The following is a 21,909-nucleotide window of genomic DNA, read 5'->3' as shown; positions in this document are numbered from 1 at the left end:
ATTAAACTGTTTTGTAGGAAGGAACTCTGTTATGAATAAAGATAATAACTCCCCATGGCAACAAATTGATTATACATTATTATTTCTTATATTTCTTCTTCTTTGTATTAGTTCAATTGCAATTTATAGTGCGCAATTTTCACTGCCAGTTCATTTACGCGAAATAAATTTTGTTCTTAGACAAGTAATGTGGTATATGATTGGCGCGGTTGCTATATTAGCAACAATGATCCTTGACTTTGACCGCTTTAAACAGATTTCATGGTATTTATATGGGTTCGGAATTTTTCTGTTGCTTCTGCTTCGTTTTAGTCCGGAGTATATCGGAAGCTATGAATTGGCGCCAATTCGCAACGGTGCGAAAAGTTGGTTTGTTTTACCAGGTCTTGGTTCGATTCAGCCGTCTGAATTCATGAAAATTTTCTTAATTATTTCATTAAGTCATATTATTATTGTCCATAATGAAAAATATGCAGTACGTGAACTACGAGAAGACTTTATTTTACTTGGGAAAATATTGTTAACATCTCTTTTACCGATTGCGATTGTAATGGAACAACCTGACCTTGGAACGGCGATGGTTCTCTCAGCGATTGTCGCAAGTTTAATCCTTGTTAGCGGCATTCGCTGGCGAATATTATTTGGAGCAGCATCAACATTTTCACTTGCCATTTTTGTGCTCGTTCAAATTTATTTTCGTTTTCCGAAGTTTTTTGAAGATTATATTTTAGACAGCTACCAGCTTGCTCGTTTTTACGGTTGGCTTCAGCCTTATGAATACGCAGGAAGCTATGGCTATCATTTAATTACTTCTTTAAAAGCAATTGGCTCTGGACAGCTTCAAGGAAAAGGATTTAATAACGGGACTGTTTACTTTCCCGAAGCACATACAGACTTTATTTTTACGGTTATTGGGGAAGAATACGGCTTTATTGGAGCAAGTATCGTTGTCTCAGTCTTTTTTATGGTAATTTATCGCGTTATCCATATCTCAATTGAAAGCCATGATCCATTTGGTAGTTTTCTTTGTGCGGGCGTTATCGGCATGCTTACATTCCAAGTTTTTCAAAATATTGGCATGACCATTGGTCTTCTTCCAATTACAGGTATTCCACTGCCATTTGTAAGCTATGGAGGAAGCTCCCTTTTAACGTATATGATTGCAATAGGCTTAGTCCTAAACGTTGCCTCGCGTACAAGAAAATATATGTTTGACTAAAAATATAAACAACTTTAAACGGGGTTGGCTTCAACATGTCTACCTCGTTTTTATTATTTTTTAATTGGGTACGATATAGGAAGTATACATAAAAAAAGAAGGTGAAAATATGGTGCGCTATGACATTATTGGGGATATTCATGGTTGTTATGAGGAATTTGTTCAATTAACAAAGAAGTTAGCCTACAGCTGGGAAACCGGCTACCCTATCCATCCTGCTGGCAGAAAATTAATTTTTCTTGGTGATCTAACAGATCGCGGTCCACTTTCGATTAAAGTAATGGAAACAGCCTATACACTTGTTCAAAATAAGCTCGCTCTTTATACGCCTGGAAATCACTGTGATAAATTATACCGCTATTTTCTCGGCCGTAACGTGCAAATAAAACATGGACTAGAAACCACGGTTGCTGAATTTCAAGCACTGGACAGCGCAAGACAAGAAGTAGTGTCCGCTCAATTTAAAAAACTTTATGAAGACGCTCCTCTTTATATAACAGCTGATAATCAAAAACTTATTGTCGCCCATGCCGGAATAAAAAGAAGTTATATTGGAAGAACGGATAAAAAAGTTAAAACATTTGTACTGTATGGTGATATTACCGGCGAAACCCATCCAGATGGAAGACCTATACGAAGGGATTGGGCGAAAGTTGATGAAGGAGAATCGTGGATTGTATATGGCCATACTCCAGTTAAAGACCCGCGCTTTTTAAATCGTACAGTTAACATTGATACAGGATGTGTGTTTGGCGGTAAATTATCCGCTTTTCGCTATCCTGAAGCAGAAGTTGTCTCTGTTCCCTCTTCAATGCCATATGTCGAAGAAAAATTTCAAAACTTTGATTAAAGATCATTAAATAGGTGAAGGGGCTGTTCCCTTCACCTATTTAATGATTAATTGCTTCATGTCCTCAGGTAAGGACGCTTTAAAAGTTAATACTTTCTCTAAAAACGGATGATAAAAAGTAAGCGTATGACTATGCAGCGCCTGCCTATTAATAAAATCTCTTCTTCCTCCATATAGTGTATCTCCTAGTAATGGGTGTTGTAGAGAAGCCATATGGACACGAATTTGGTGAGTGCGTCCGGTTTCTAATGAAAGTGCTAGTAGTGCGTACTGTTTCCACTGCTCAAGAACCTGATAATGAGTAACCGCAGCTTGTCCATCTTCACGAACTTCACGTTCAATAATGCTGCCCTCTTTTCTGCCGATTGGACGATTAATTTTCTCTTTTCCTTTTTCCACGATGCCGTGGACAAACGCAAGATAAGTGCGCTTCATCGTTTTTTGTTTTTGCTGTTTTGATAAAAGATCGTGCACATAACGATGTTTAGCGATTAAAACAAGTCCTGATGTATCGCGGTCAAGCCGGTTTACAACATGAATGGTTGATGGAATGTGATGCTGTTCATAATAATAAAGAACAGCTTGGGCAAGCGATACATTCAGTTCTTGTCTTGATGGAATGGTTGTAATATTTGGCGGTTTATTAACTAATAAGAAATGATCATCTTCATACACAATCGTAAGCGGCAGATGGATAGGCTTCATTGTTTCACTTCTTTGTTCTTTTGGAAAATAAACTTCGATCTGATCGCCAACATTGACTTCATAACGCACCCGCTCTTCTTTTCCGTTAACAACGATTTTACCGCCTTTAAATTTAATATCGGTTAACAGTGTTCTTGAAATCTGCTTTTCATGACGTAAAAAATCACGAAGGAGTAACCCTTCGTGCGCTTTTTTTACAGTCCATTTTATAACAAAACAGTCCATTCTTTCTTTCCTTTCCTCTAAAACCTATAATGAACAAGCAGCAAGGTTAATCTTTTACAAACGACTCTTTTACTCGCTTCCAAAACGGAAATGGTCTAAAACGAGCAAAGCGAATTTTCTCCTCTGCTACACGACATTGAATTGACTTCACTTTTTTATGCAGTAAAAACAAATGATCAATCGTAATTCTAAAGTCTACATCATTAACAGGCTTCAGCATACACGTATGATGCTGAGGCAGTACAAGGGGTGAACCGACAGTACGAAAGACCCGATTATTAATAGAAGCCATTTCAGATAGCTGCAGCGATGGAAGAGAAGGATGAATAATGGCACCGCCTAATGCTTTATTATAAGCCGTACTTCCTGAAGGTGTTGAAATACATAAGCCGTCACCACGAAACGTTTCAAATAATTCCCCTTTAATTTCAACATTCATTACAAGAGAACCTTCATCACTTTTTACCGTACATTCATTTAAAGCTAAATAACGGTTTTCCTTTCCTCCATCTAAATAGCGAACAATCACCTCTAAAAGAGGATATTCAACAATTTGAAACGGTGTGCGCGCAATATGAATGACAAGTTTTTCAACTTCATCTGGCACCCAATCTGCGTAAAAACCTAAATGGCCTGTATGTATACCAACAAATGCTGTTTCCTCTAAACGATCTGAATATTGATGAAAGGCATATAAAAGAGTGCCATCCCCTCCGACAGAAATGACGATGTCTGGTTCGTGATCATCGTACTCTAGTTCAAAATCTGTTAAGTACGTTTTAATTCGCTGCTGCAGTTTATTTGAAACTTCATCACCTTTTGACATGACTGCAAATTTCATAGTATCAACACCTTGCTTTTTAAAATTATGTCTGTATGAAAAAAATCATTTTTACGTGTCTGACTCAGACTGTTCCTTTTCTTCCTTCTTTCTCATAAATTCACGCTGTGCTTCTTGAATTTCATCACGGATTTGTGACATTTCCTCGTCTAATCGATAAGCTGCTTCTGCTGCTCGCTGCAGACGATCGGCTATTTCTTCCGGCATAGCACCTTTATACTTATAATTTAATGAGTGCTCAATTGTCGCCCAAAAATTCATCGCAAGCGTTCGAATTTGTATTTCAACAAGAATTTTCTCTTCTCCATTTATTGTTTGAACAGGATAAAGCAGCACAACATGATAAGAGCGATAGCCGCTCGGCTTTTGCTTTGAAACATAATCGCGTTCTTCTACTATTTCCATATCATTACGCTTTCTAAGAAGAGCAATAACTCGATTAATATCTTCAACGAATTGACACATCACCCGCAGTCCTGCAATGTCCTGCATTTCCTGAAGCCGATCGATTGCAATATTTTTTCTTACAGATTTCTCTAGTATGCTCGGTATTGGCTTCACACGTCCTGTAACAAACTCAATTGGTGAGTGATCTGAAGTTTTTTCATATTGTTTACGTATTCCTTTTAATTTAACCTTCAGTTCGTCTACCGCTTGCTTATATGGAGCTAAAAATAAATCCCAATCCATTTCACACCACCGCCAACAACATTATTCATTTAGGAAATTCTTTTCAACTTCCTTCATCATTTCCTCACCATAATTTGTATTTCCTTCAATATTATGAACTAAATATTGAAGTTCTTGTTTGATTGCACTAAGTTTTATGACCTCATTATTTTCTGCCTGTAATACGGCTTCAAGGTCTTTATCAAGCATTTCCTTTAAAGAAGACCATGTTTGTTCCGGGAAATCAATGTATACAAATCCTGCTTCACTATCTAGTATGTATATAAATGATAGGTTATCTGAATCAACAAGCATTCGCTCACTGTCACGAAGGCCGTTAAAATTTTTAAATACCTCTGTCATATTAAAATATAGGATGTTGTCATTAATTGCTGCTTCACTTGCTTTAAATCGTTGTGTCACCATTATTTCCTCCCTAATGTTTCTATGTAATAACCATACTCATCCACCTTTAGTTTATCACAACTCGGCAGATTTTTTTAGAATTAGAAAAAGATCAATGAATATGAAATAATATTATTTGATTTTTACATTGTTTTCATTTAATTTTATTATTTATGAAGGAGTGTTTTTTAAATGAGTCAAGAAGTTGAAATTGAATTTAAAAATTTATTAACGAAAACAGAATTTAATACATTAAAAAAAGCATTTTCACTTACTAATCAGTCATTTTTTTCTCAGATAAATTATTACTTTGATACTAAAAGTTTTTCACTAGCGGGACAAAAATCCGCATTAAGGGTCCGAAAAAAAAATAACAACTATGAATTGACATTAAAACAGCCTCATCCTGATGGGCTTCTTGAAACAAATCAACAAATTTCAAAAGAACAATTTCAAACATTAAAAGATGGAGTTTTTCCAGATGGAGAAGTAAAAAGCATCCTTTTGTTACTGAATATTTCTCCAAATACACTTATATTTTTAGGAGATTTAACAACAAATCGGGCTGAAACACGCTATAAAGAAGGACTTCTTGTGCTTGATCACAGTTTTTATTTAGGAAAAGAAGATTATGAACTAGAATATGAAGTAAAAAATGCAGCAGTTGGAAAAGATGATTTTAATAGGCTGCTTCACATCCATCATATACCAATGCGCAAAACAAACAATAAAATCAAACGTTTTTTTGATGAAAAAAAGCGCCAAAAAACCTTTCATAGCAATGAATAGAAACTTTACAAATCACATTGTTTGCCCGAGTTTATCAACACTTGCTAAAATAAAGTTAACTTCCTTTTTAAAACTTACTTATTCTTAATACAATCATTTCTTTTTTAAAAAAAATAATTGCGATTGTCTAAAAAAGGAGATTCGAAATGACCGATAAAGATCAAACCCCTTATATGGCCATCGGCGGCCACGAGGCATTAAAAAAGCTTGTTAACGTGTTTTATGATAAAGTTAGTAAACACCCAGACTTAGCACCAATCTTTCCAGATGACTTAACAGAAACAGCTCGAAAACAAACTCAATTTTTAACACAGTTTTTAGGAGGCCCGCCGATTTATTCTGAAGAACATGGACATCCTATGTTAAGAGCAAGACATATGCCGTTTGTGATTACACCAGAACGTGCTTCTGCTTGGCTTACCTGTATGAACGAAGCATTGACTGAAGTCGGTATCCCGAGTCCTTGGCGTGAACAAATTTTTTCAAGACTTACGTTTACAGCCCATCATATGGTGAATCACGCTAATGAACTTGATTAGAAAGGAGAAATAATCGTGATATTTTTTGAAGCTGGGTCTAATCCAAATAGTCGATTAGAAAACAGAGAACTGCCCGAACCGTCAAACATCTCCCAGCACTGTTCTTCCAAAAAACCTATTGAAATTTATACGTTTATCGATCCTCTTTGTCCGGAATGCTGGGCATTGGAACCGATTGTAAAAAAGCTCCAAGCCGAATATGGGCATTATATTAAATTTATTTATTTAATTGGTAGTAAGCTCGATCATCTTAATACATTTAAAAAGAAGAATTTAGGCATTCACCGCTGTGAAGATGTTGCAATAAAATGGGAAAAAACCGCAAACCGTACGGGAATGTCATGCAACGGTGATTTATGGCATGAAGATCCAATTTCTACCCCTTATATTGCATCCATTGCGATTAAGGCTGCGGAGCTTCAAGGAAAAAAAGCCGGCGTACGATTTTTAAGAAAAATGCGTGAATTTTTATTTTTAGCAAAACAAAACATTACGAGAGAGCCGGTTATTATGGAATGCGCCAAAGAAGCTGGATTAGATTTAAAAGAATTTCAAAAAGATTTGCATTCTGAAGGAGCACTAAGAGCGTTTCAATGCGATTTAAAAATTTCTTGTGAAATGGAAGTTGAAGAGCTCCCAACACTTGTTTTCTTCAATGAAAGAGTTGAAGATGAGGGCCTTAAAGTAACCGGAAATTATGCATACAATGTATATGTTTCAATCTTAACAGAAATGTTAGGTGAAGCACCTAAAACAGAAGAACCTCCTCCCATTGAAGAGTTTTTAAAAAATTATAAGTTTGTTGCAACAAAGGAAATATCCGTTGTTTACGACGTAACATGTACAGAAGTGGAAAGAGAAATGAAAAAGCTTGTCTTAAAACAAAAAGTAGAGCGCGTTCCCGTCAAATATGGAACATTTTGGCGTTATATTGAATAAAACATGATAAAAAACTAGGCCGTAATAAGCCTAGCTTTTTTATTTATAAAGGGGATTGGAGAGTTTCCACTAAAGGGGTTTATGGGAAAATCTTCATAACAGCTTTCTTTAAACTACTCAACACCCTTTATCATCTCTTCACAATTTTGTCAATTTTTTTATGGTCACATGCTGTTAACAGGCATCTTGGGTTAACTATATTACTTATAATAAACCTTCATAAATGTTATATTCCTTCATATACTAAAAATACGAATTACATTAAAATTGCGGGGAATTTCATGAAAAAAAGCTGGATTATTGTAGGTCTCGTGTTGATTATGATTACCTTTTGTTTATTTATATTAAGCTTATTACAGCTATTTCCTCGTCTTCTCGGTGGCCTTTTATTATTAAGTGCTGTGGTCTTTACCCTTCATGCTATTAACAACCAAAACCGGTTTAAAGGATTGTCATAATAAAAAACAGGCAGGTATCATACCTGCCTGTTTTTTATTATGACAATAATTTTTCCATCTCTACTAATGTTTCTTCAAATACTTTTAATGCATCTTTAATTGGTGCTGAAGAAGTCATATCAACTCCTGCTTTCTTTAATACTTCAATTGGATAATCAGAGCTTCCAGCCTTTAAAAATTCCATATAGCGTTCTACTGCAGGCTGACCTTCTTCAAGAATTTGTTTTGATAAAGAAGCTGCCGCACTATAACCTGTCGCATATTGATACACATAAAAGTTGTAATAAAAGTGAGGAATGCGCGACCACTCTACACCAATTTCCTTATCAATCACAATGTCATCACCAAAGTATTTTTGATTAAGTTCATAATAAAGATTTGTTAACAATTCAGGTGTTAATGCTTCTCCTGCTGCAGCCTTTTCATGAATGAGCTGCTCAAACTCCGCAAACTGTGTTTGACGAAACACGGTTGCTCTAAAGCCATCTAAAAAATTATTTAATAAATAAAGCTTTTTCTTTTTATCCTCTGTTACTTGTAATAAATAATTGTTTAATAATGCTTCATTACAAGTTGAAGCTACTTCAGCAACAAAAATTGAATAATTAGCATAAGGATATGGCTGTGTTTCTCTTGTATAATAACTATGCATAGAGTGCCCTAGTTCATGTGAAAGGGTAAATAAATTATTCACATTATCCTGCCAATTCATTAAAATATAAGGCATTGTCCCATATGTGCCGGAAGAATAAGCACCACTTCGTTTTCCTACATTTTCATACACATCAATCCAACGTTTTTCAAAACCATCTTTCACAATATTTACATACTCTTCTCCTAACGGTTTTAACGCTTTTAAGATTGTTTCCTGTGCTTCTTTATAAGCAAACTCCATCTTTACATCTTTTACAATCGGTGTGTAAAGATCATACATATGAAGCTCATCAAGTTTCAGTACTTTTTTACGAAGCTTCACATATCGATGAAGCAAATGCAGGTGGTCATTAATCGTTTCGACTAAGTTGTCATACACTTTTTCGGGAATGTTGTTGTTATCAAGCGCCGCCTGACGTGCAGAATCATATTTTCGAACGCGCGCATTAAAATTATGATTTTTAACCGAACCCGATAAGGTGCTTGCAAAAGTATTTTTAAATTTATCATATGTGGAATACACTGCTTCAAATGCAGACTTTCTCACATCGCGGTTATCACTTTCTAAAAACCGAATATAACGTCCATGTGTTACTTCTGCTTCTTCTCCATGTTCATCTTTAATAGAAGGAAACTTTAAATCAGCATTATTTAACATTCCGTATGTTGTGCTTGGAGAACTTGTTACTTCACTTACCCCTGCAAGCAATGCTTCTTCTTCTTTTGATAGAATATGGGCGCGCTGTCGATTTATTTCATCTAAAGCATGTTTATAAAGTGCTAACGGCTCATATGAAGTAACAAATGATTCAAGCGTTTTTTCTGGAATTGATAACAGTTCCGGTACGATAAACGCACATTCACTGCTGTATTGTGTCGCAAGGTTTGCTGCACGATCATTATAACCTTGATAGTGGGAATTAGTTGTATCTTGGTCATAGCGCATATGTGCATATGTATATAGCTTTCCTAAGCGCATGGAAACATTATTTTGTGTTTGTAGCATCTCATATAGTGTTTCAGCTGATTCACCTAACTTACCTTGAAAGGCTGAAATAGATGGAATCATTTTTTTTACTTCGTTAAATTCTTTTTCCCAGTCACTATCTGATGGAAAAATATCTTCTAGATTCCATGTTTGGTCAACTGGAACCTCATTTCGTTTCGGTAAAGCATTTTGTTTATTTTCTTTCGTCATGCGAACACCTCCATTAATTTATGAAATATTTTCCTAACATTATTTTAACGTACTATCCTTATAATTTCATCTTTCATACTTCTTTACCCATCATTCTTTATAATGAAAGCTTTATTGCCTCAATGACTTGTTGGTCTTGAAGGGTAGCTTCCTCTATCGATGACGGAATTGGTACCTCGCGAATTTTTTGAAAGAAATGATTTTTTTTAATAATTAATCCATATTGAATTAAAAAATGTAAATATTCTTGAAACTGCAGAAGTGAAATGTTGATTTATGATGAGGGGAAGATTTCTAATTATAAATAATTCCTTATGAATCATCTTATTAAAACAATAGCGAAGATTGGAAAGGGAAAAAGTAGAACCTAAAGGTAATGGGTGTAAGAAATGAAGGAGAATCCAGGTTTGCCAAAGGAAACATGGCGTTTTCAAACAAAATAAATGGCGACCCGGAAGACCAGCTAATGAAGGGAAATAAGAAAGTGGAATGCCGACAGATTGGCATATTTTTCTTATATACTGATAAATAGGGGTAGAAGTTCGCAATGCAGAAAATCGCCAATGCTTTTTTTGTTCGAGCCACTGAGGAATATTAAGCGAAAAAGGAGCAATACCCTTTCCATAAAGAATCGTCTGGATCTTCATTGAATGAAGAGGGATATACTGAATTTTTGCACATACATTAGAAGGTGAAATAGGAATAAGAGATGATAAAATGGCGAAGCATTTTGTTTCTGGACAAAAATATAAAAGAATAGGAGAAGAAGATTGATGAGGCATTCGAAGGGACAACCAATCCATTTCGTGCACTTTAAAAATTGTATGCGTGACACGCCTGAGCCGATTTCCTCCCAAAATCCATAAAGGATTTAATTGCAAATTTTGAAAAGCAATCGTTCTTTTTTGAAAGAGAGTTAAATTCATTGCTGCACATTGAAATTCGAGAGGATAATAGTGATGGGTATGAATTAGGAGGTCAGGACGCTGCTTAATTGAGCGGATAAAAGGTTCAAGCGCTGTTTTTATCCCTTGGTTTTTGAGCCAATGATACAATAACGTTTTTCCTTGAATATGATAAAGAGATTCTCCTTCGCTTTCGACCTGGCAATTTGCGTTGGCGAGATGTGCAAAATGCCACTTTTTACTGTTACCAAGCTTTAACTGAACGACCAATTTGCAACCTGGGCAATAAAAGGTCGTTTCTTTTCGCAACCGCTCAAGCGCCTTCTTATCCCATGACTCGAGGAGCGAAATTCTTTCTCCATTCTCCCTATAAGCGACTAACATTTATTCACCTTCTTTTTATTAGATTTCTAAGTTTATTTTAACGAGCGCTCAACCAAATCACAAGCACTTCTTCAGCTAAAAAAGCAGCTTAATAGCTGCTTTTATAAAATTGGTGATAATAATCGTGATAATGATTCCACAATGCGCTGAAATAACGATCTTTGTTTAAAGTCATTAATATGAATTTCTTTTGAAACAGTTAAATCATTTTCATAGTCCTGCACAAGGGTTCTTGTACTCACTGTTCGATATAAAAAAGCATTAACTTCAAAGTTTAAATGAAAGCTTCGCATATCCATATTTGAGGTTCCAATTGATGCAAGCTCTTCATCAACAATCATAATTTTACTGTGCATAAATCCTTTTTGATACGCATAAATCTTTACTCCGGCTTCAAGAAGCTCTGGGAAATAAGAACGAGATGCATAAAAAACAATTCGTTTATCTGGACGCGCTGGAACTAACAAACGAACATCAATTCCGCTTAAAGAAGCTACCTTTAAAGCAGTTAAAATATCATCATCAGGAATAAAATATGGCGAAGCAATCCAGATTGATTTTTTCGCTGAGACAATCATGGAAAAAAATAAATGTTTAATAATTTCCCACTCATGATCAGGCCCTGAAGCAATCATTTGAACACCACCGAGTGAATCTGATTGATCATCATTAGCAATTTTTTTAGGAGATAAATATTCCGCCGTTAACAGCTTTTCATCCGTCATATAAAACCAATCGAGCAAAAAAATTAACTGCAATGTTCGAACAGCCTCACCTTCAACTAAAAGGTGCGTATCTCTCCAAAATCCAAAATACTTATTTTTCCCTAAATATTCATCCCCAATATTTAAGCCGCCGACAAACCCATACACTCCGTCTACCACTACAATTTTCCTGTGATTTCTAAAATTAATTTTGTTATTCAACAGCGGAATTCTTACTGGTAAAAAAGGTACCGTCTTTACACCGGCTTCTCGGAGCTCTTTTATATAATGTTTTGATAACTTCAAACTCCCTACCGCATCATAAAGAAATCGCACTTCTACTCCTTCTTTTGCTTTTTCCATAAGAATGGTTTTAATGTGGTTTCCTAACTCATCATCACGAACAATATAATATTCTAAATGAATATGGTGCTTTGCTTTCTTTAATTGTTCAATTATTTTATTAAAAGTCTCTTTTCCATTTGTTAAAACTTCTGTATTTGTATCAAAAGAGATTGGGCTTTTTCCAAGATGATGAGCTAATCGAAACAGAAGCTGCTGATGATCGCCCATATTTCCCATTTTTTCTTCATCAACTAACCGATTTCCTTCAAACTCCATAAATGCCTGTTCATCTTGTACAGCTTTTTCCCGAAACATTCTTCTTCTTCTGTAACTTTGCCCAAATAATATGTAAATAATAAAGCCAACAACAGGAAAAACCACTAAAACAATTAACCATGTAATCGTTTTAGAAGGATGACGATTTTCTAAAAAAATTAAAAAGGCAATAAAAAAGGCTGTCACAGAAAACAGAATACTTAATCCGCCTAACAACCAATTTTCCCAATACGGCTTTATGATGAACATGATTGCTGTAATTACTCCTAGTACTGCGATTACTTGTATTCTATTCTTCATTCTACATGCTCCTCATTTGCATTATATATCGCAACTTCATTTATGAACACCGTGAATGGATGTCCAATCTTTATGGTGAACTTATATGTATTATCCCTTTTTTTAATGCAGTTCAAACTAGATCGAAACTTCCCTGCTGTAATCTTTCGGAAAGATCTCATAAAAGAACCGACCTTCACAATGGAAAATCGGTTCATTTTTTAAAAATTCAATTACAATGAAAAATGCTTTTTTACTTGCTCTAATGCAGCCTCTTTCATAATCACTTTTCCATATTCTTCTAACATATAGATTGTTAAGTTTGATTCAAATCCATATTCAAGAAGCTGACTTAATTGATCATCTTGATATTTCTCAGAGCTGTCCTCTTCAAATGTAACATAAAGATAATAAGAGTCTTTATATACATATAAAGAGTTCACAACCTCTTCGCCATTAAAATGATGACTTAAGGAAATTACATCTTCAAAATCCTTAAAACCAATAAGAAATGATAAATAATCTTCATTCTCAAAATCAAATTCTTCTTCCTCGTTTTTCTTTTTAAACTGTTGATCTAATAATTTTTCAATATTATCATCAACAGGAAGATCTACCTGTTTGTCCTCTCCAATCGGAAGCTCAAGTTTTGATCCATCATTTGAAAGCTGTGCTTTTGTTACAATGATTTCTAACCCTTTATCAAGTGCTTGTACTTGTATCCAAAGCGGTCCTTCTAGAGGGAACTCTTCTTGATGATGAGCCTCATCCATCATTTCCCAGAATAATTCTTCACCGCGCTCACGGTTATACCATATTTCTTCTTTATCAAAACCACGATCTTCAATATCTCTATAGGTGATAAAAAATTTAACTGTATGTTCGTTTACTCTCTCTATATCCATAAACAATTCGCTCCCTTCTTTCTATTTAAACTCGGAAGGGGCCATTCTCTCCGAGCATTTCTCCTAACCTTGTTTCTTATACTTATTAACAAGGCGCTTTCTCTATGCGTTGAACCAGCTATATTTACATATTTCCCTTATTTTTTATTGAGAAACATGCTTTATAGTGTAATTCTATTCTATGATAAAACCTACTATAATGGAAATAAAAAAGGCTTCTATCATAAAATTTCTACATATATTTATTATATCCTTGTAAAATTCGCTAAAATTATCTTTATATCTCTTTTCTACTTTAAATAACAAATGCCGGCATGAATAAAAAATGCATGCGTAAGATTAAACATATAAAGTAGTTTTAGAGAGGAGTTAAAATAAGTGATTTTTGATGCAGACTTTCTCATTTCTCTTCTTACCATTATTGCAATTGATATTGTTTTAGGTGGTGATAATGCCATAGTGATAGCACTTGCAAGTCGAAATTTACCTGAAAAGCAGCGAAATAAAGCAATTGTGCTTGGAACTGGACTAGCTGTTGTCGTCCGCGTCTTCTTAACAGCTGTTACAGTATACCTTTTACAAATTCCTTACCTTTTATTTATAGGAGGTATCTTGCTTTTTTTTATCGCCTATAACCTTTTAGTTGAAGACGATAAGGGAGAAAATATAAAAGGGGAAACCACGCTATTTAGCGCTGTAAAAACAATTGTTTTCGCAGACATTGCAATGGGTTTAGACAATGTGTTAGCAATCGCCGGAGCTTCACACGGAAATCTACTTCTTGTGCTTATCGGATTGCTTGTGTCCATTCCCATCATTATTTGGGGAAGCAAAATGATTTTACTACTAATGGAACAATTTTCTTTTCTTATATACATAGGAGCGGGAATTTTAGCGTACACAGCGTCAAGCATGATTGTGGAGGAAGAGCAGTTCCTTAGAATATTTGAATATGACCCCCTTCTCAAATATGGTGTACAGGCAGCAATCATTAGCGCTGTACTTCTTGCCGGGTGGATGACAAAACGCCTTAAATCAAACCGTGTGCACTTATAAAAACAAAAGCCTCTGCAGCATCAGCCGCAGAAGCTTTTTTAATTTACAAGTCGTTGTGCTTCTCTTAATTGGAACGTGCGTACTCTTCTTGGTAAAAAACGGCGAATTTCATCTTCATTGTATCCAACTTGGAGGCGTTTTTCATCAATAATAATTGGACGACGAAGTAAACCTGGATGTTTAGAAATTACTTCAAACAAATCATGAAGCGGCATAGAATCTAAATCAAGATTTAATGCTTGAAATGTTTTTGAACGTGTAGAAATAATTTCATCTGTGCCATCTTCAGTCATTCGTAAAATCTCTTTGACTTCCTCTAATGATAATGGTTCCGAGAATATATTTCGTTCCACATAAGGAATATCATGTTCATTCAACCAAGCTTTTGCTTTTCGACAAGAAGTACAACTTGGAGATGTATATAAAGTTACCATAAATGGTACACTCCTTTCAAAATTAAAACAACTTTAGTTTCTTACTAAAAGTTATTAATTTATATGTATTATACTATAAAACTGACAAGATTGATAGGACTTTCATGAAATCGCCACTATTGCTCTATCTACTAAATACCCCATATTTTAAAAGATAACCCTATTTTAAAAAAAAATAAAAAAATACAGGAAAACAACATGCTTTCCTGTTATAATTTGTAAATCATTATGCTGATGATTTAGATGAAGATGCTGGTTCTTTTGGAGATGGCGCGCTCCATTTTTTTAATTTTTTCTTAAGCAAATCTTTTAACACCTCACGCTTTTTCTTACGTTTTTTGTCTTTTTGCTTCATAAAGCATACCCTCCTTTCAATAAAACACAGCATCTTATCTATTTCAATATTTTATAAATCTTTGTTTGCTTTATTATACACATTTACTCTTCAATTGGTTCTTTCATAACAAGCACGTCTTCTACATCTTGATATGACGCTCCATATAATTCAATATCTTTATACGTATGAATATTTTCGTACGTATGTTTCATTTTATTAAAAATACTTTCTTCCGGTTCATTGCTTGGAGACCAGAATAGAATTTCCATTTCATTAATTTGATTTGTAGCTAATGATTTTCTTCTATACCCAATTGATTCAGCATTCTCAAAGCCTTCTCGCTTATAAAAGCGCTGCCTTTTTTGTGTATCTGCTTCATCTTCATCCACAGGCTCTACTTCCAAAATAATTGGTTTCCCTTTTTTCTTTAAGTTATCAAGCAATTGATGACCGATACCCTGACCTCTAGCACTTTTCGAAACAAATAAATAATCAATAAAGAGAAAATCTTCAAACTCTGCAAACATCATCACATGATGCGGTCCTTCGCTTTTATGATAGATATCTCCTTTTTCCTGAAGCAAAAGCTCCATATGCTCTTTCGATTTCATTTCTTCCACTGGAAAGTACTGATTCAGCTTTTCGTACCAATTCATTGATCTACCTCTCTTTTTCTTATATTATAACATAAATTTTATGTCTTTTAAGAATAGTCTGATTTATCACACATATTTCATCTCTTTTATTAGTATTCCCGCTTTTCTTTTCTTGAAACATTCGTTAAAATAAAGGGTGAAATTGCTTCAATAAGGAAAGGATGGTAATATGGGTGCTTTTTTTGGAGATTTAACATTATTAGCCATTTTCATTATTGGTTCAACAGCATTTCTTGGTATGATTTCCTTTGGAATTGGTAGGATATTCAAAGGAAAAAAAGGTGACGAAAGCTTCTTAAAGTCAACTGATTTACAAGGCGGATGGATAAGTGTTGACCGCAGGAGATCATAAATACTACTGTCTTATACTTTTTGAAATTTAAAAGAAACCTTCAACAAAATAGTATGTTGAAGGTTTCCATTTGTTAAAAGACGTTTAGCTGTTTAATAATGCTTTGACTTTATTTACTACATTCTCAACCGTGAATCCATACTCTGTGATAATTTTTTCACCAGGAGCTGAAGCGCCAAAGCGATCAATTGCTAAAACATCACCGCGATCTCCCGTGTATTTATGCCAGCCTAATGAAACGCCCATTTCAATCCCAAGACGAACGTTCACTTCTTTTGGCAGTACACTTTCCTTATATTCTTTTGATTGTGCTTCAAAGCGGTCCCATGACGGCATACTAACTACATTTACAGAAATCCCTTCTTTTTCTAATTGTTCTTTTGCTTTTACAGCTAAACTGACTTCAGAACCGCTCGCCAGTAATAAAGCTGCTGGTGTTTCTGTTGTTTTATCTACAATGTAAGCTCCTTTTTCTACTCCTTCAAAATTAGTCCCTTCTAATGTTGGAAGATCTTGACGAGTAAGAACAAGTGCTGTTGGTGTGTTTTTGCTTTCTACCGCTAAACGCCATGCTGCAGCCGTTTCTTTTGCATCTGCAGGGCGAATAATAGATAGTCCCGGCATTGCTCTTAGCGCCGCCAATTGTTCGACAGGCTCATGTGTAGGGCCATCTTCTCCCACTGCAATGCTGTCATGTGTAAAAACATAAACAACTGGAAGCTTCATTAGCGCAGCTAAACGGATAGCAGGACGCAAATAATCTGAGAACACAAAAAATGTTGCTCCAAAGACTTTTACGCCTCTATGAAGGGCCATTCCATTCACAGCAGCTCCCATCGCAAATTCCCGTACTCCAAACCAAATATTCCGCCCTTCATATCCATCAAGCGCATAATTCTTTTCAGATGAAATAAGCGTTTTATTAGATCCTGCCAAATCAGCGGAACCACCAATGAAAAACGGTACCTTTTCAGCAATTGCGTTTAATACTTTTCCTGAAGACGCTCTGGTTGCAAGGCTTCCGCCTACTTCAAAATTCGGCAGTGCTTCCTGCCAATCTGGAGGAAGTTCCCCTTTAATCGCATTTTCAAACTGCTCAGCAAGGTCTGGATACTTCTGTTTATACGCTTCAAACTGCTTGTTCCAATCTTCTTCTTTTTGCTGGGCTATCTCTCCGAAGCGCTCAAAATTCTCAACTACTTCGTCTGGAACATGAAAATCTTGTTCAAATGTCCATTGATAAGCTTCTTTTGTAAGTTTTACTTCATCAGTTCCAAGCGGTGCACCGTGTGATGCAGACTTTCCTGACTTATTTGGAGAACCGTATCCAATTCTCGTTTTTACCTCAAGTAATGTTGGGCGGCTTGTATCGTTTTTTGCTTCTTCCAACGCTTTGGAGATTTCATTAATATCATTGCCATCTTCAACACGAATGACCTGCCATCCGTATGCTTTAAACCGATCTTCTACACTTTCAGAAAAAGATAAATTCAAATCACCGTCCAATGAAATATCATTTGAATCATATAGAACAATTAAACGACCTAACTTCAAATGTCCTGCTAAAGATGCCGCTTCGGCAGAAACACCTTCCATTAAATCTCCATCCCCACAAATAGAATAAGTAAAATGATCAACAATATTAAACTGATCACGGTTATAAACTGCAGCTAAATGACGTTCTGCCATTGCCATTCCTACGGCCATTGCAATTCCTTGCCCTAAAGGACCTGTAGTCGCTTCCACCCCAGGTGTATGACCATATTCAGGATGACCGGGTGTTTTGCTGTCCCACTGTCGAAAATTTTTTAAGTCCTCCATCGAAACATCGTAACCGAATACATGCAAAAGGCTGTAAAGAAGCATAGATCCATGACCTGCTGATAATACAAAACGATCGCGATTCACCCAATCAGGATTTTTAGGATTATGATTCATAAATTTAGCCCATAATGTATATGCCATGGGTGCTGCTCCCATCGGCATACCAGGATGACCAGAATTTGCTCTTTCAATTGCATCAATTGACAGTGTACGAATCGTATTAATAGATAATTGTTCAATCGAAGTTGACATCTTACTTACCCCTTCCTTTTCACAGTATAGTGGTTTAAGCTTCACTTTTCATAATAAACGCTATACAAGGATTAAACAAATCGGAAACCATAGGACGGTTGTATTGTGTCCATTTCTGCTTTTACCCATACTTTTAATAGTAAAAACACAGCGAGTATTCATAAACTCTTTGTTCTATTATGCAAAAAACCTTACACATTGCTGATTAGGCATTTGTGTAAGGCTTCATTGTCAAAAAAAACTGGAATAGGAATCAAAACAATTAGTGAAGATTATTTTGATTTCTTTTACTCACTTTCAGCTTTTTTGGTGTCACATCATTTCCTTCAGGATCCACTACTTTAATACCATGAAGATGCTTTTTAAACCCTTTTCGAAACGTTTGCAAATATTCTTCTCTAAGCTTTTGCTGCTCGATTCTTTCTTCAGGATTTAATCCTTCGCTTTTTGATTTATGTGCTAGCTCATTAATTCGCTGTAATTTTTTTGAAGATAACATTTGGAAAACTCCTTGTCTAAAACATTCTTTTCACTATCGTAATCAAAATTCATCATTTGAGCAAGCTTCATGCTCACTTTGATTTTCCATATGCTCTAAATAGCGTCTATGAACAGTTGCTTTACTAACATTATAACCAAACCCTTTTAATGTGGCCGCAATTTCTTTAAACGTTAAATTCAGCTTCCTTAAACGAATAATCTCTTCGATCGGAACTTCTTTTCTCTCTCTCCCGCTGTTTTCTGATCGCTTTAAATGCCGGTGCGGTTTATAGCCATTTTCTACGGCTTTTTTCATTCCGCGTTGAATTTTCATATTATGAATTTTCCTTTGAAATTCTTCCACAAGACTAACAATCTCCATCACCATCGAATCCGCTTCTGAAATCTGGAGCTCTCCCTGATGACTAATCGTATAAATTTTTATGCTGCACTTGGCAAAATAATGAAGCAAAGCTAATTTGGCATTTCCTCTCCCAAGCCTTGTTTCATCTTGGATCAGTAAAATATCAAAAAGCTGATGTTTGGCGTCATCCAATATTTCAATCATTCCATCACGTTCTATATCATAACCGCTCACCTGCTCTTCAATAATTTTGACGATTTCAAGATTTTCTTTTTCAGCGAGCTGTATTAACTCTTCTCTTTGTCTTTTTAACGAAGAAACTTGAGCCTCTTTTTCTGTACTAACTCGACAATAAACGACTGCTCTCATAACCATTCCCCTTTACTTCTTTTCAATTGGCAAAACAATGGTTTCTCCAGGCGTAAGGTTTTGATGATGAATGCCATTTACTTCTTCCACCCAACTAATAAACTGCTGATATGTATAGGAATGATCCTCTTTATATTGATCGGCTAACTGCCAAAGTGTGTCTCCATATTGTAAGGTTACTTCTTTATACTCACTTTTATTAACAGGTTCTAATGCTGAGACAATTGAAGTCATTGTAAAAATTACTGCAATAATGAATACTAAAATAAAAGACCATTCGATACTAGTAAATTTTCTAAGATTTGTCAACATGAATACAACCCCCATTTGCGAATGTTCGTTCTTATATTTAGTTTTATTATATCTGGAACTAATGTTCTTATCAAGTGTTTTTTTCGAACTTATGTTTGTCTATTATCTATGATCATGCTATAATTAAAATAAGAAAATAAAAGGAATCGAGGTGTCTTAATTGACAAAACTATCAAAGAGGCAGGAAGATATACTAGATTTTATTAAGTCAGAAGTTCAGAAAAAAGGGTATCCACCTTCAGTACGAGAAATAGGGGAAGCTGTTGGCCTTGCTTCAAGTTCTACCGTACACGGTCATCTCTCCAGGTTAGAAAAAAAGGGGTTAATTAGACGAGACCCTACTAAGCCAAGAGCCATTGAAATATTAAGTGAAGAATCCACCTCTTACATTCCAAAAGCTGAAGTAGTTAATATTCCAGTTATCGGAAAAGTTACAGCAGGTCAGCCAATTTCAGCAATTGAAAATATTGAAGAATACTTTCCGCTCCCGCAACAATTTGTGTCAGATGATAACGTCTTTATTTTAGTTGTAGAAGGAGAAAGTATGATTGAAGCAGGTATTTATGAGGGTGATATGGTGATTGTCCGTCAACAACCAACAGCCAATAACGGCGATATTATTGTAGCAATGACAGAAGATGATGAAGCAACTGTTAAACGCTTCTTTAAAGAAAGTGATTATATTAGACTTCAGCCTGAAAACAGCACAATGGAACCTATTATCGTTCAAAACTGCTCTATCCTCGGAAAAGTGATTGGTGTCTTTCGTTCCATTCATTAATTAAACTAAAAAAATTATAAATAGAAAGGACGGCAGGAAATCCCGCCGTCCTTTCTTCTTTAGTATTAATATACTGTTAGGTACTGTTCGCGCTCCCAAGGATGTACTTGTGTACGGAACATATCCCATTCAATTTCTTTTGCTTCAATGAAGTGTTCAGCAGCATGTTCACCTAATGCTTTTATTAACACTTCATTTGTTTTTAATTTTTCTAACGCATCACTTAATGTTGCTGGTAAATCGTTAATACCTGCTTTTACGCGCTCTTCTTTATCCATTACATAAATATTGCGGTCTGTTGCAGGTGGCGGCGTTAATTTGTTTTTAATTCCATCTAATCCTGCTGCAAGAAGTGCTGCCATTGCTAAATAAGGATTAGCTGCTGGGTCTGGGCTACGAACTTCAATACGAGTACTAATTCCTCGTGAAGCCGGAACACGAACAAGCGGACTGCGATTTCTTAAAGACCATGCAACATAACAAGGTGCTTCATAGCCTGGAACTAAACGCTTATATGAGTTTACTGTTGGATTCGTAAGAGCTGTAAATGACTCAGCATGCTTTAATATCCCAGCAACGAATTGACGCGCTGTTGTACTTAACTGCAGCTCATCATTTTCATCATAAAACGCGTTTTCGCCATCTTTAAACAATGACATGTTTGCATGCATACCTGATCCATTTACACCAAATAATGGTTTTGGCATAAATGTTGCATGTAAACCATGCTTACGTGCAATTGTTTTTACAACTAATTTAAATGTTTGAATATTATCACAAGTTGTAATAGCGTCTGCATATTTAAAATCAATTTCATGCTGACCTGGTGCAACTTCGTGGTGAGATGCTTCGATCTCAAAGCCCATATCTTCTAATTCAAGTACGATATCACGACGGCAGTTTTCACCTAAATCTGTAGGCGCTAAGTCAAAATAACCACCTTTATCGTTTAACTCAAGTGTTGGTTCGCCTTTTTCATCCATTTTAAATAAGAAAAACTCAGGTTCTGGCCCAATATTAAAATCATTAAACCCTAATGCTTCCATATCCTTTAATACACGTTTTAATACTGAACGTGGATCTCCTTCAAACGGTGTACCATCAGGATTATAAATATCACAAATTAAACGTGCTACTTTTCCTTTTTCACTTGTCCATGGGAATACTACCCAAGTATCTAAGTCAGGGTATAAGTACATATCAGATTCTTCGATACGGACGAAACCTTCAATGGAGGAGCCGTCAAACATCATCTTATTATCTAGTGCTTTCGTAAGCTGATCAACCGGAATTTCTACGTTTTTAATAATTCCTAATAAATCTGTAAACTGCAAACGAATAAATTTAACACCTTGTTCATCAGCTAAACGTAAAATATCTTCTCTACTATACTTTGACATGCG

At 35.4% G+C, this 21,909-nt stretch carries 25 protein-coding genes; 9 read left to right on the top strand and 16 right to left on the bottom strand.

The annotated features are described in order from the left end of the window. Positions 1-31 precede the first annotated feature (31 nt). A complete protein-coding gene (locus DS031_RS08855) occupies positions 32-1,219 on the top strand; it encodes an FtsW/RodA/SpoVE family cell cycle protein (protein WP_113805708.1) in 1,188 nt (395 codons plus the stop codon). 112 nt (positions 1,220-1,331) lie between these two features. Further along, entirely contained in the window at positions 1,332-2,069 is a 738-nt protein-coding gene (prpE, locus tag DS031_RS08850; protein ID WP_113805782.1) for a bis(5'-nucleosyl)-tetraphosphatase PrpE, read from the top strand. A 36-nt stretch (positions 2,070-2,105) separates the two neighbouring features. On the opposite strand, the gene DS031_RS08845 is transcribed toward prpE, so the two are convergent. Genes DS031_RS08845 through DS031_RS08830 form a run of 4 tightly spaced genes read right to left on the bottom strand, consistent with a single transcriptional unit; the run spans position 2,106 to position 4,932 of the window. Next, positions 2,106-2,999: an RluA family pseudouridine synthase gene (locus tag DS031_RS08845; protein ID WP_113805707.1), complete on the bottom strand. Its 894-nt coding sequence runs from the start codon at positions 2,997-2,999 to the stop codon at positions 2,106-2,108. A gap of 46 nt (positions 3,000-3,045) precedes the next feature. Beyond that, positions 3,046-3,840 (bottom strand): NAD kinase, encoded by a 795-nt coding sequence (locus tag DS031_RS08840; protein WP_113805705.1) that lies wholly within the window; start codon positions 3,838-3,840, stop codon positions 3,046-3,048. A 51-nt stretch (positions 3,841-3,891) separates the two neighbouring features. Further along, positions 3,892-4,530 (bottom strand): GTP diphosphokinase, encoded by a 639-nt coding sequence (gene yjbM, locus DS031_RS08835; protein WP_113805704.1) that lies wholly within the window; start codon positions 4,528-4,530, stop codon positions 3,892-3,894. 21 nt (positions 4,531-4,551) lie between these two features. After that, positions 4,552-4,932: a UPF0738 family protein gene (locus DS031_RS08830; RefSeq protein WP_142675762.1), complete on the bottom strand. Its 381-nt coding sequence runs from the start codon at positions 4,930-4,932 to the stop codon at positions 4,552-4,554. Between the two features lie 174 nt (positions 4,933-5,106). Between DS031_RS08830 and DS031_RS08825 the strand changes: the two genes are divergently transcribed. The 4 genes from DS031_RS08825 to DS031_RS23560 all read left to right on the top strand — a co-directional run bounded on the left by DS031_RS08825 (position 5,107) and on the right by DS031_RS23560 (position 7,639). After that, positions 5,107-5,703, top strand: a complete 597-nt coding sequence (locus DS031_RS08825; RefSeq protein ID WP_113805700.1) for a CYTH domain-containing protein — start codon at positions 5,107-5,109, stop codon at positions 5,701-5,703. 146 nt (positions 5,704-5,849) lie between these two features. Further along, entirely contained in the window at positions 5,850-6,242 is a 393-nt protein-coding gene (locus DS031_RS08820) for a globin domain-containing protein (RefSeq protein WP_113805699.1), read from the top strand. A 15-nt stretch (positions 6,243-6,257) separates the two neighbouring features. Continuing rightward, positions 6,258-7,181: a ClpXP adapter SpxH family protein gene (locus tag DS031_RS08815; protein ID WP_425451948.1), complete on the top strand. Its 924-nt coding sequence runs from the start codon at positions 6,258-6,260 to the stop codon at positions 7,179-7,181. Positions 7,182-7,462: 281 nt separating this feature from the next. Continuing rightward, positions 7,463-7,639, top strand: coding sequence for a hypothetical protein (locus tag DS031_RS23560; protein ID WP_181833070.1), 177 nt, complete (start codon positions 7,463-7,465; stop codon positions 7,637-7,639). 37 nt (positions 7,640-7,676) lie between these two features. Here DS031_RS23560 and pepF read toward each other — a convergent pair whose 3' ends face one another. From pepF to mecA, 4 genes are all read right to left on the bottom strand, one after another. Continuing rightward, complete coding sequence (gene pepF / locus DS031_RS08810) at positions 7,677-9,491, bottom strand: oligoendopeptidase F (protein WP_113805697.1); 1,815 nt, start codon at positions 9,489-9,491, stop codon at positions 7,677-7,679. Positions 9,492-9,697: 206 nt separating this feature from the next. Then, positions 9,698-10,780 (bottom strand): competence protein CoiA, encoded by a 1,083-nt coding sequence (locus DS031_RS08805; protein ID WP_113805695.1) that lies wholly within the window; start codon positions 10,778-10,780, stop codon positions 9,698-9,700. 101 nt (positions 10,781-10,881) lie between these two features. Continuing rightward, positions 10,882-12,405 carry a cardiolipin synthase gene (gene cls / locus DS031_RS08800; protein WP_113805693.1) on the bottom strand — a complete coding sequence of 508 codons (1,524 nt, stop codon included), beginning with the start codon at positions 12,403-12,405 and terminating at the stop codon, positions 10,882-10,884. Positions 12,406-12,617: 212 nt separating this feature from the next. Continuing rightward, positions 12,618-13,289, bottom strand: coding sequence for an adaptor protein MecA (mecA, locus tag DS031_RS08795; protein WP_113805691.1), 672 nt, complete (start codon positions 13,287-13,289; stop codon positions 12,618-12,620). 381 nt (positions 13,290-13,670) lie between these two features. On the opposite strand from mecA, the gene DS031_RS08790 reads away from it, so the two are divergent. Further along, positions 13,671-14,345: a TerC family protein gene (locus DS031_RS08790; protein WP_113805780.1), complete on the top strand. Its 675-nt coding sequence runs from the start codon at positions 13,671-13,673 to the stop codon at positions 14,343-14,345. Between the two features lie 38 nt (positions 14,346-14,383). Here the strand turns inward: DS031_RS08790 and spxA are convergent, their stop codons facing one another. The 3 genes from spxA to DS031_RS08780 form a co-directional block, all read right to left on the bottom strand. Further along, positions 14,384-14,779, bottom strand: coding sequence for a transcriptional regulator SpxA (spxA, locus tag DS031_RS08785; protein WP_113805690.1), 396 nt, complete (start codon positions 14,777-14,779; stop codon positions 14,384-14,386). A gap of 226 nt (positions 14,780-15,005) precedes the next feature. Continuing rightward, positions 15,006-15,134 carry a hypothetical protein gene (locus tag DS031_RS24430; protein WP_281269110.1) on the bottom strand — a complete coding sequence of 43 codons (129 nt, stop codon included), beginning with the start codon at positions 15,132-15,134 and terminating at the stop codon, positions 15,006-15,008. 83 nt (positions 15,135-15,217) lie between these two features. Continuing rightward, a complete protein-coding gene (locus tag DS031_RS08780) occupies positions 15,218-15,772 on the bottom strand; it encodes a GNAT family N-acetyltransferase (protein ID WP_113805688.1) in 555 nt (184 codons plus the stop codon). A 169-nt stretch (positions 15,773-15,941) separates the two neighbouring features. On the opposite strand from DS031_RS08780, the gene DS031_RS08775 reads away from it, so the two are divergent. Next, positions 15,942-16,124: a hypothetical protein gene (locus tag DS031_RS08775; protein ID WP_113805687.1), complete on the top strand. Its 183-nt coding sequence runs from the start codon at positions 15,942-15,944 to the stop codon at positions 16,122-16,124. Between the two features lie 84 nt (positions 16,125-16,208). Here the strand turns inward: DS031_RS08775 and tkt are convergent, their stop codons facing one another. The 4 genes from tkt to yneA all read right to left on the bottom strand — a co-directional run bounded on the left by tkt (position 16,209) and on the right by yneA (position 19,725). Continuing rightward, entirely contained in the window at positions 16,209-18,200 is a 1,992-nt protein-coding gene (gene tkt, locus DS031_RS08770; RefSeq protein ID WP_113805685.1) for a transketolase, read from the bottom strand. 262 nt (positions 18,201-18,462) lie between these two features. After that, a complete protein-coding gene (locus DS031_RS08765; protein WP_113805683.1) occupies positions 18,463-18,699 on the bottom strand; it encodes a DUF896 domain-containing protein in 237 nt (78 codons plus the stop codon). A 42-nt stretch (positions 18,700-18,741) separates the two neighbouring features. Then, a complete protein-coding gene (locus DS031_RS08760) occupies positions 18,742-19,413 on the bottom strand; it encodes a YneB family resolvase-like protein (RefSeq protein WP_113805682.1) in 672 nt (223 codons plus the stop codon). A gap of 12 nt (positions 19,414-19,425) precedes the next feature. Continuing rightward, the gene (yneA, locus tag DS031_RS08755) at positions 19,426-19,725 is read right to left on the bottom strand and encodes a cell division suppressor protein YneA (protein WP_181833069.1); all 300 of its coding nucleotides are present in this window, start codon (positions 19,723-19,725) and stop codon (positions 19,426-19,428) included. A 160-nt stretch (positions 19,726-19,885) separates the two neighbouring features. Here yneA and lexA point away from each other — a divergent pair, with 160 nt between their 5' ends. After that, the gene (lexA, locus tag DS031_RS08750) at positions 19,886-20,506 is read left to right on the top strand and encodes a transcriptional repressor LexA (protein ID WP_113805679.1); all 621 of its coding nucleotides are present in this window, start codon (positions 19,886-19,888) and stop codon (positions 20,504-20,506) included. Positions 20,507-20,571: 65 nt separating this feature from the next. Here lexA and glnA read toward each other — a convergent pair whose 3' ends face one another. Further along, positions 20,572-21,906, bottom strand: coding sequence for a type I glutamate--ammonia ligase (gene glnA, locus DS031_RS08745; RefSeq protein ID WP_113805677.1), 1,335 nt, complete (start codon positions 21,904-21,906; stop codon positions 20,572-20,574). Positions 21,907-21,909: the final 3 nt, after the last annotated feature.

The organism is Bacillus taeanensis, assembly GCF_003318295.1.
Lineage (GTDB): Bacteria > Bacillota > Bacilli > Bacillales > UBA6769 > Maribacillus > Maribacillus taeanensis.
Note: the sequence above shows the minus strand (reverse complement) of the source record. Positions and strands in the feature narration are given on the sequence as shown.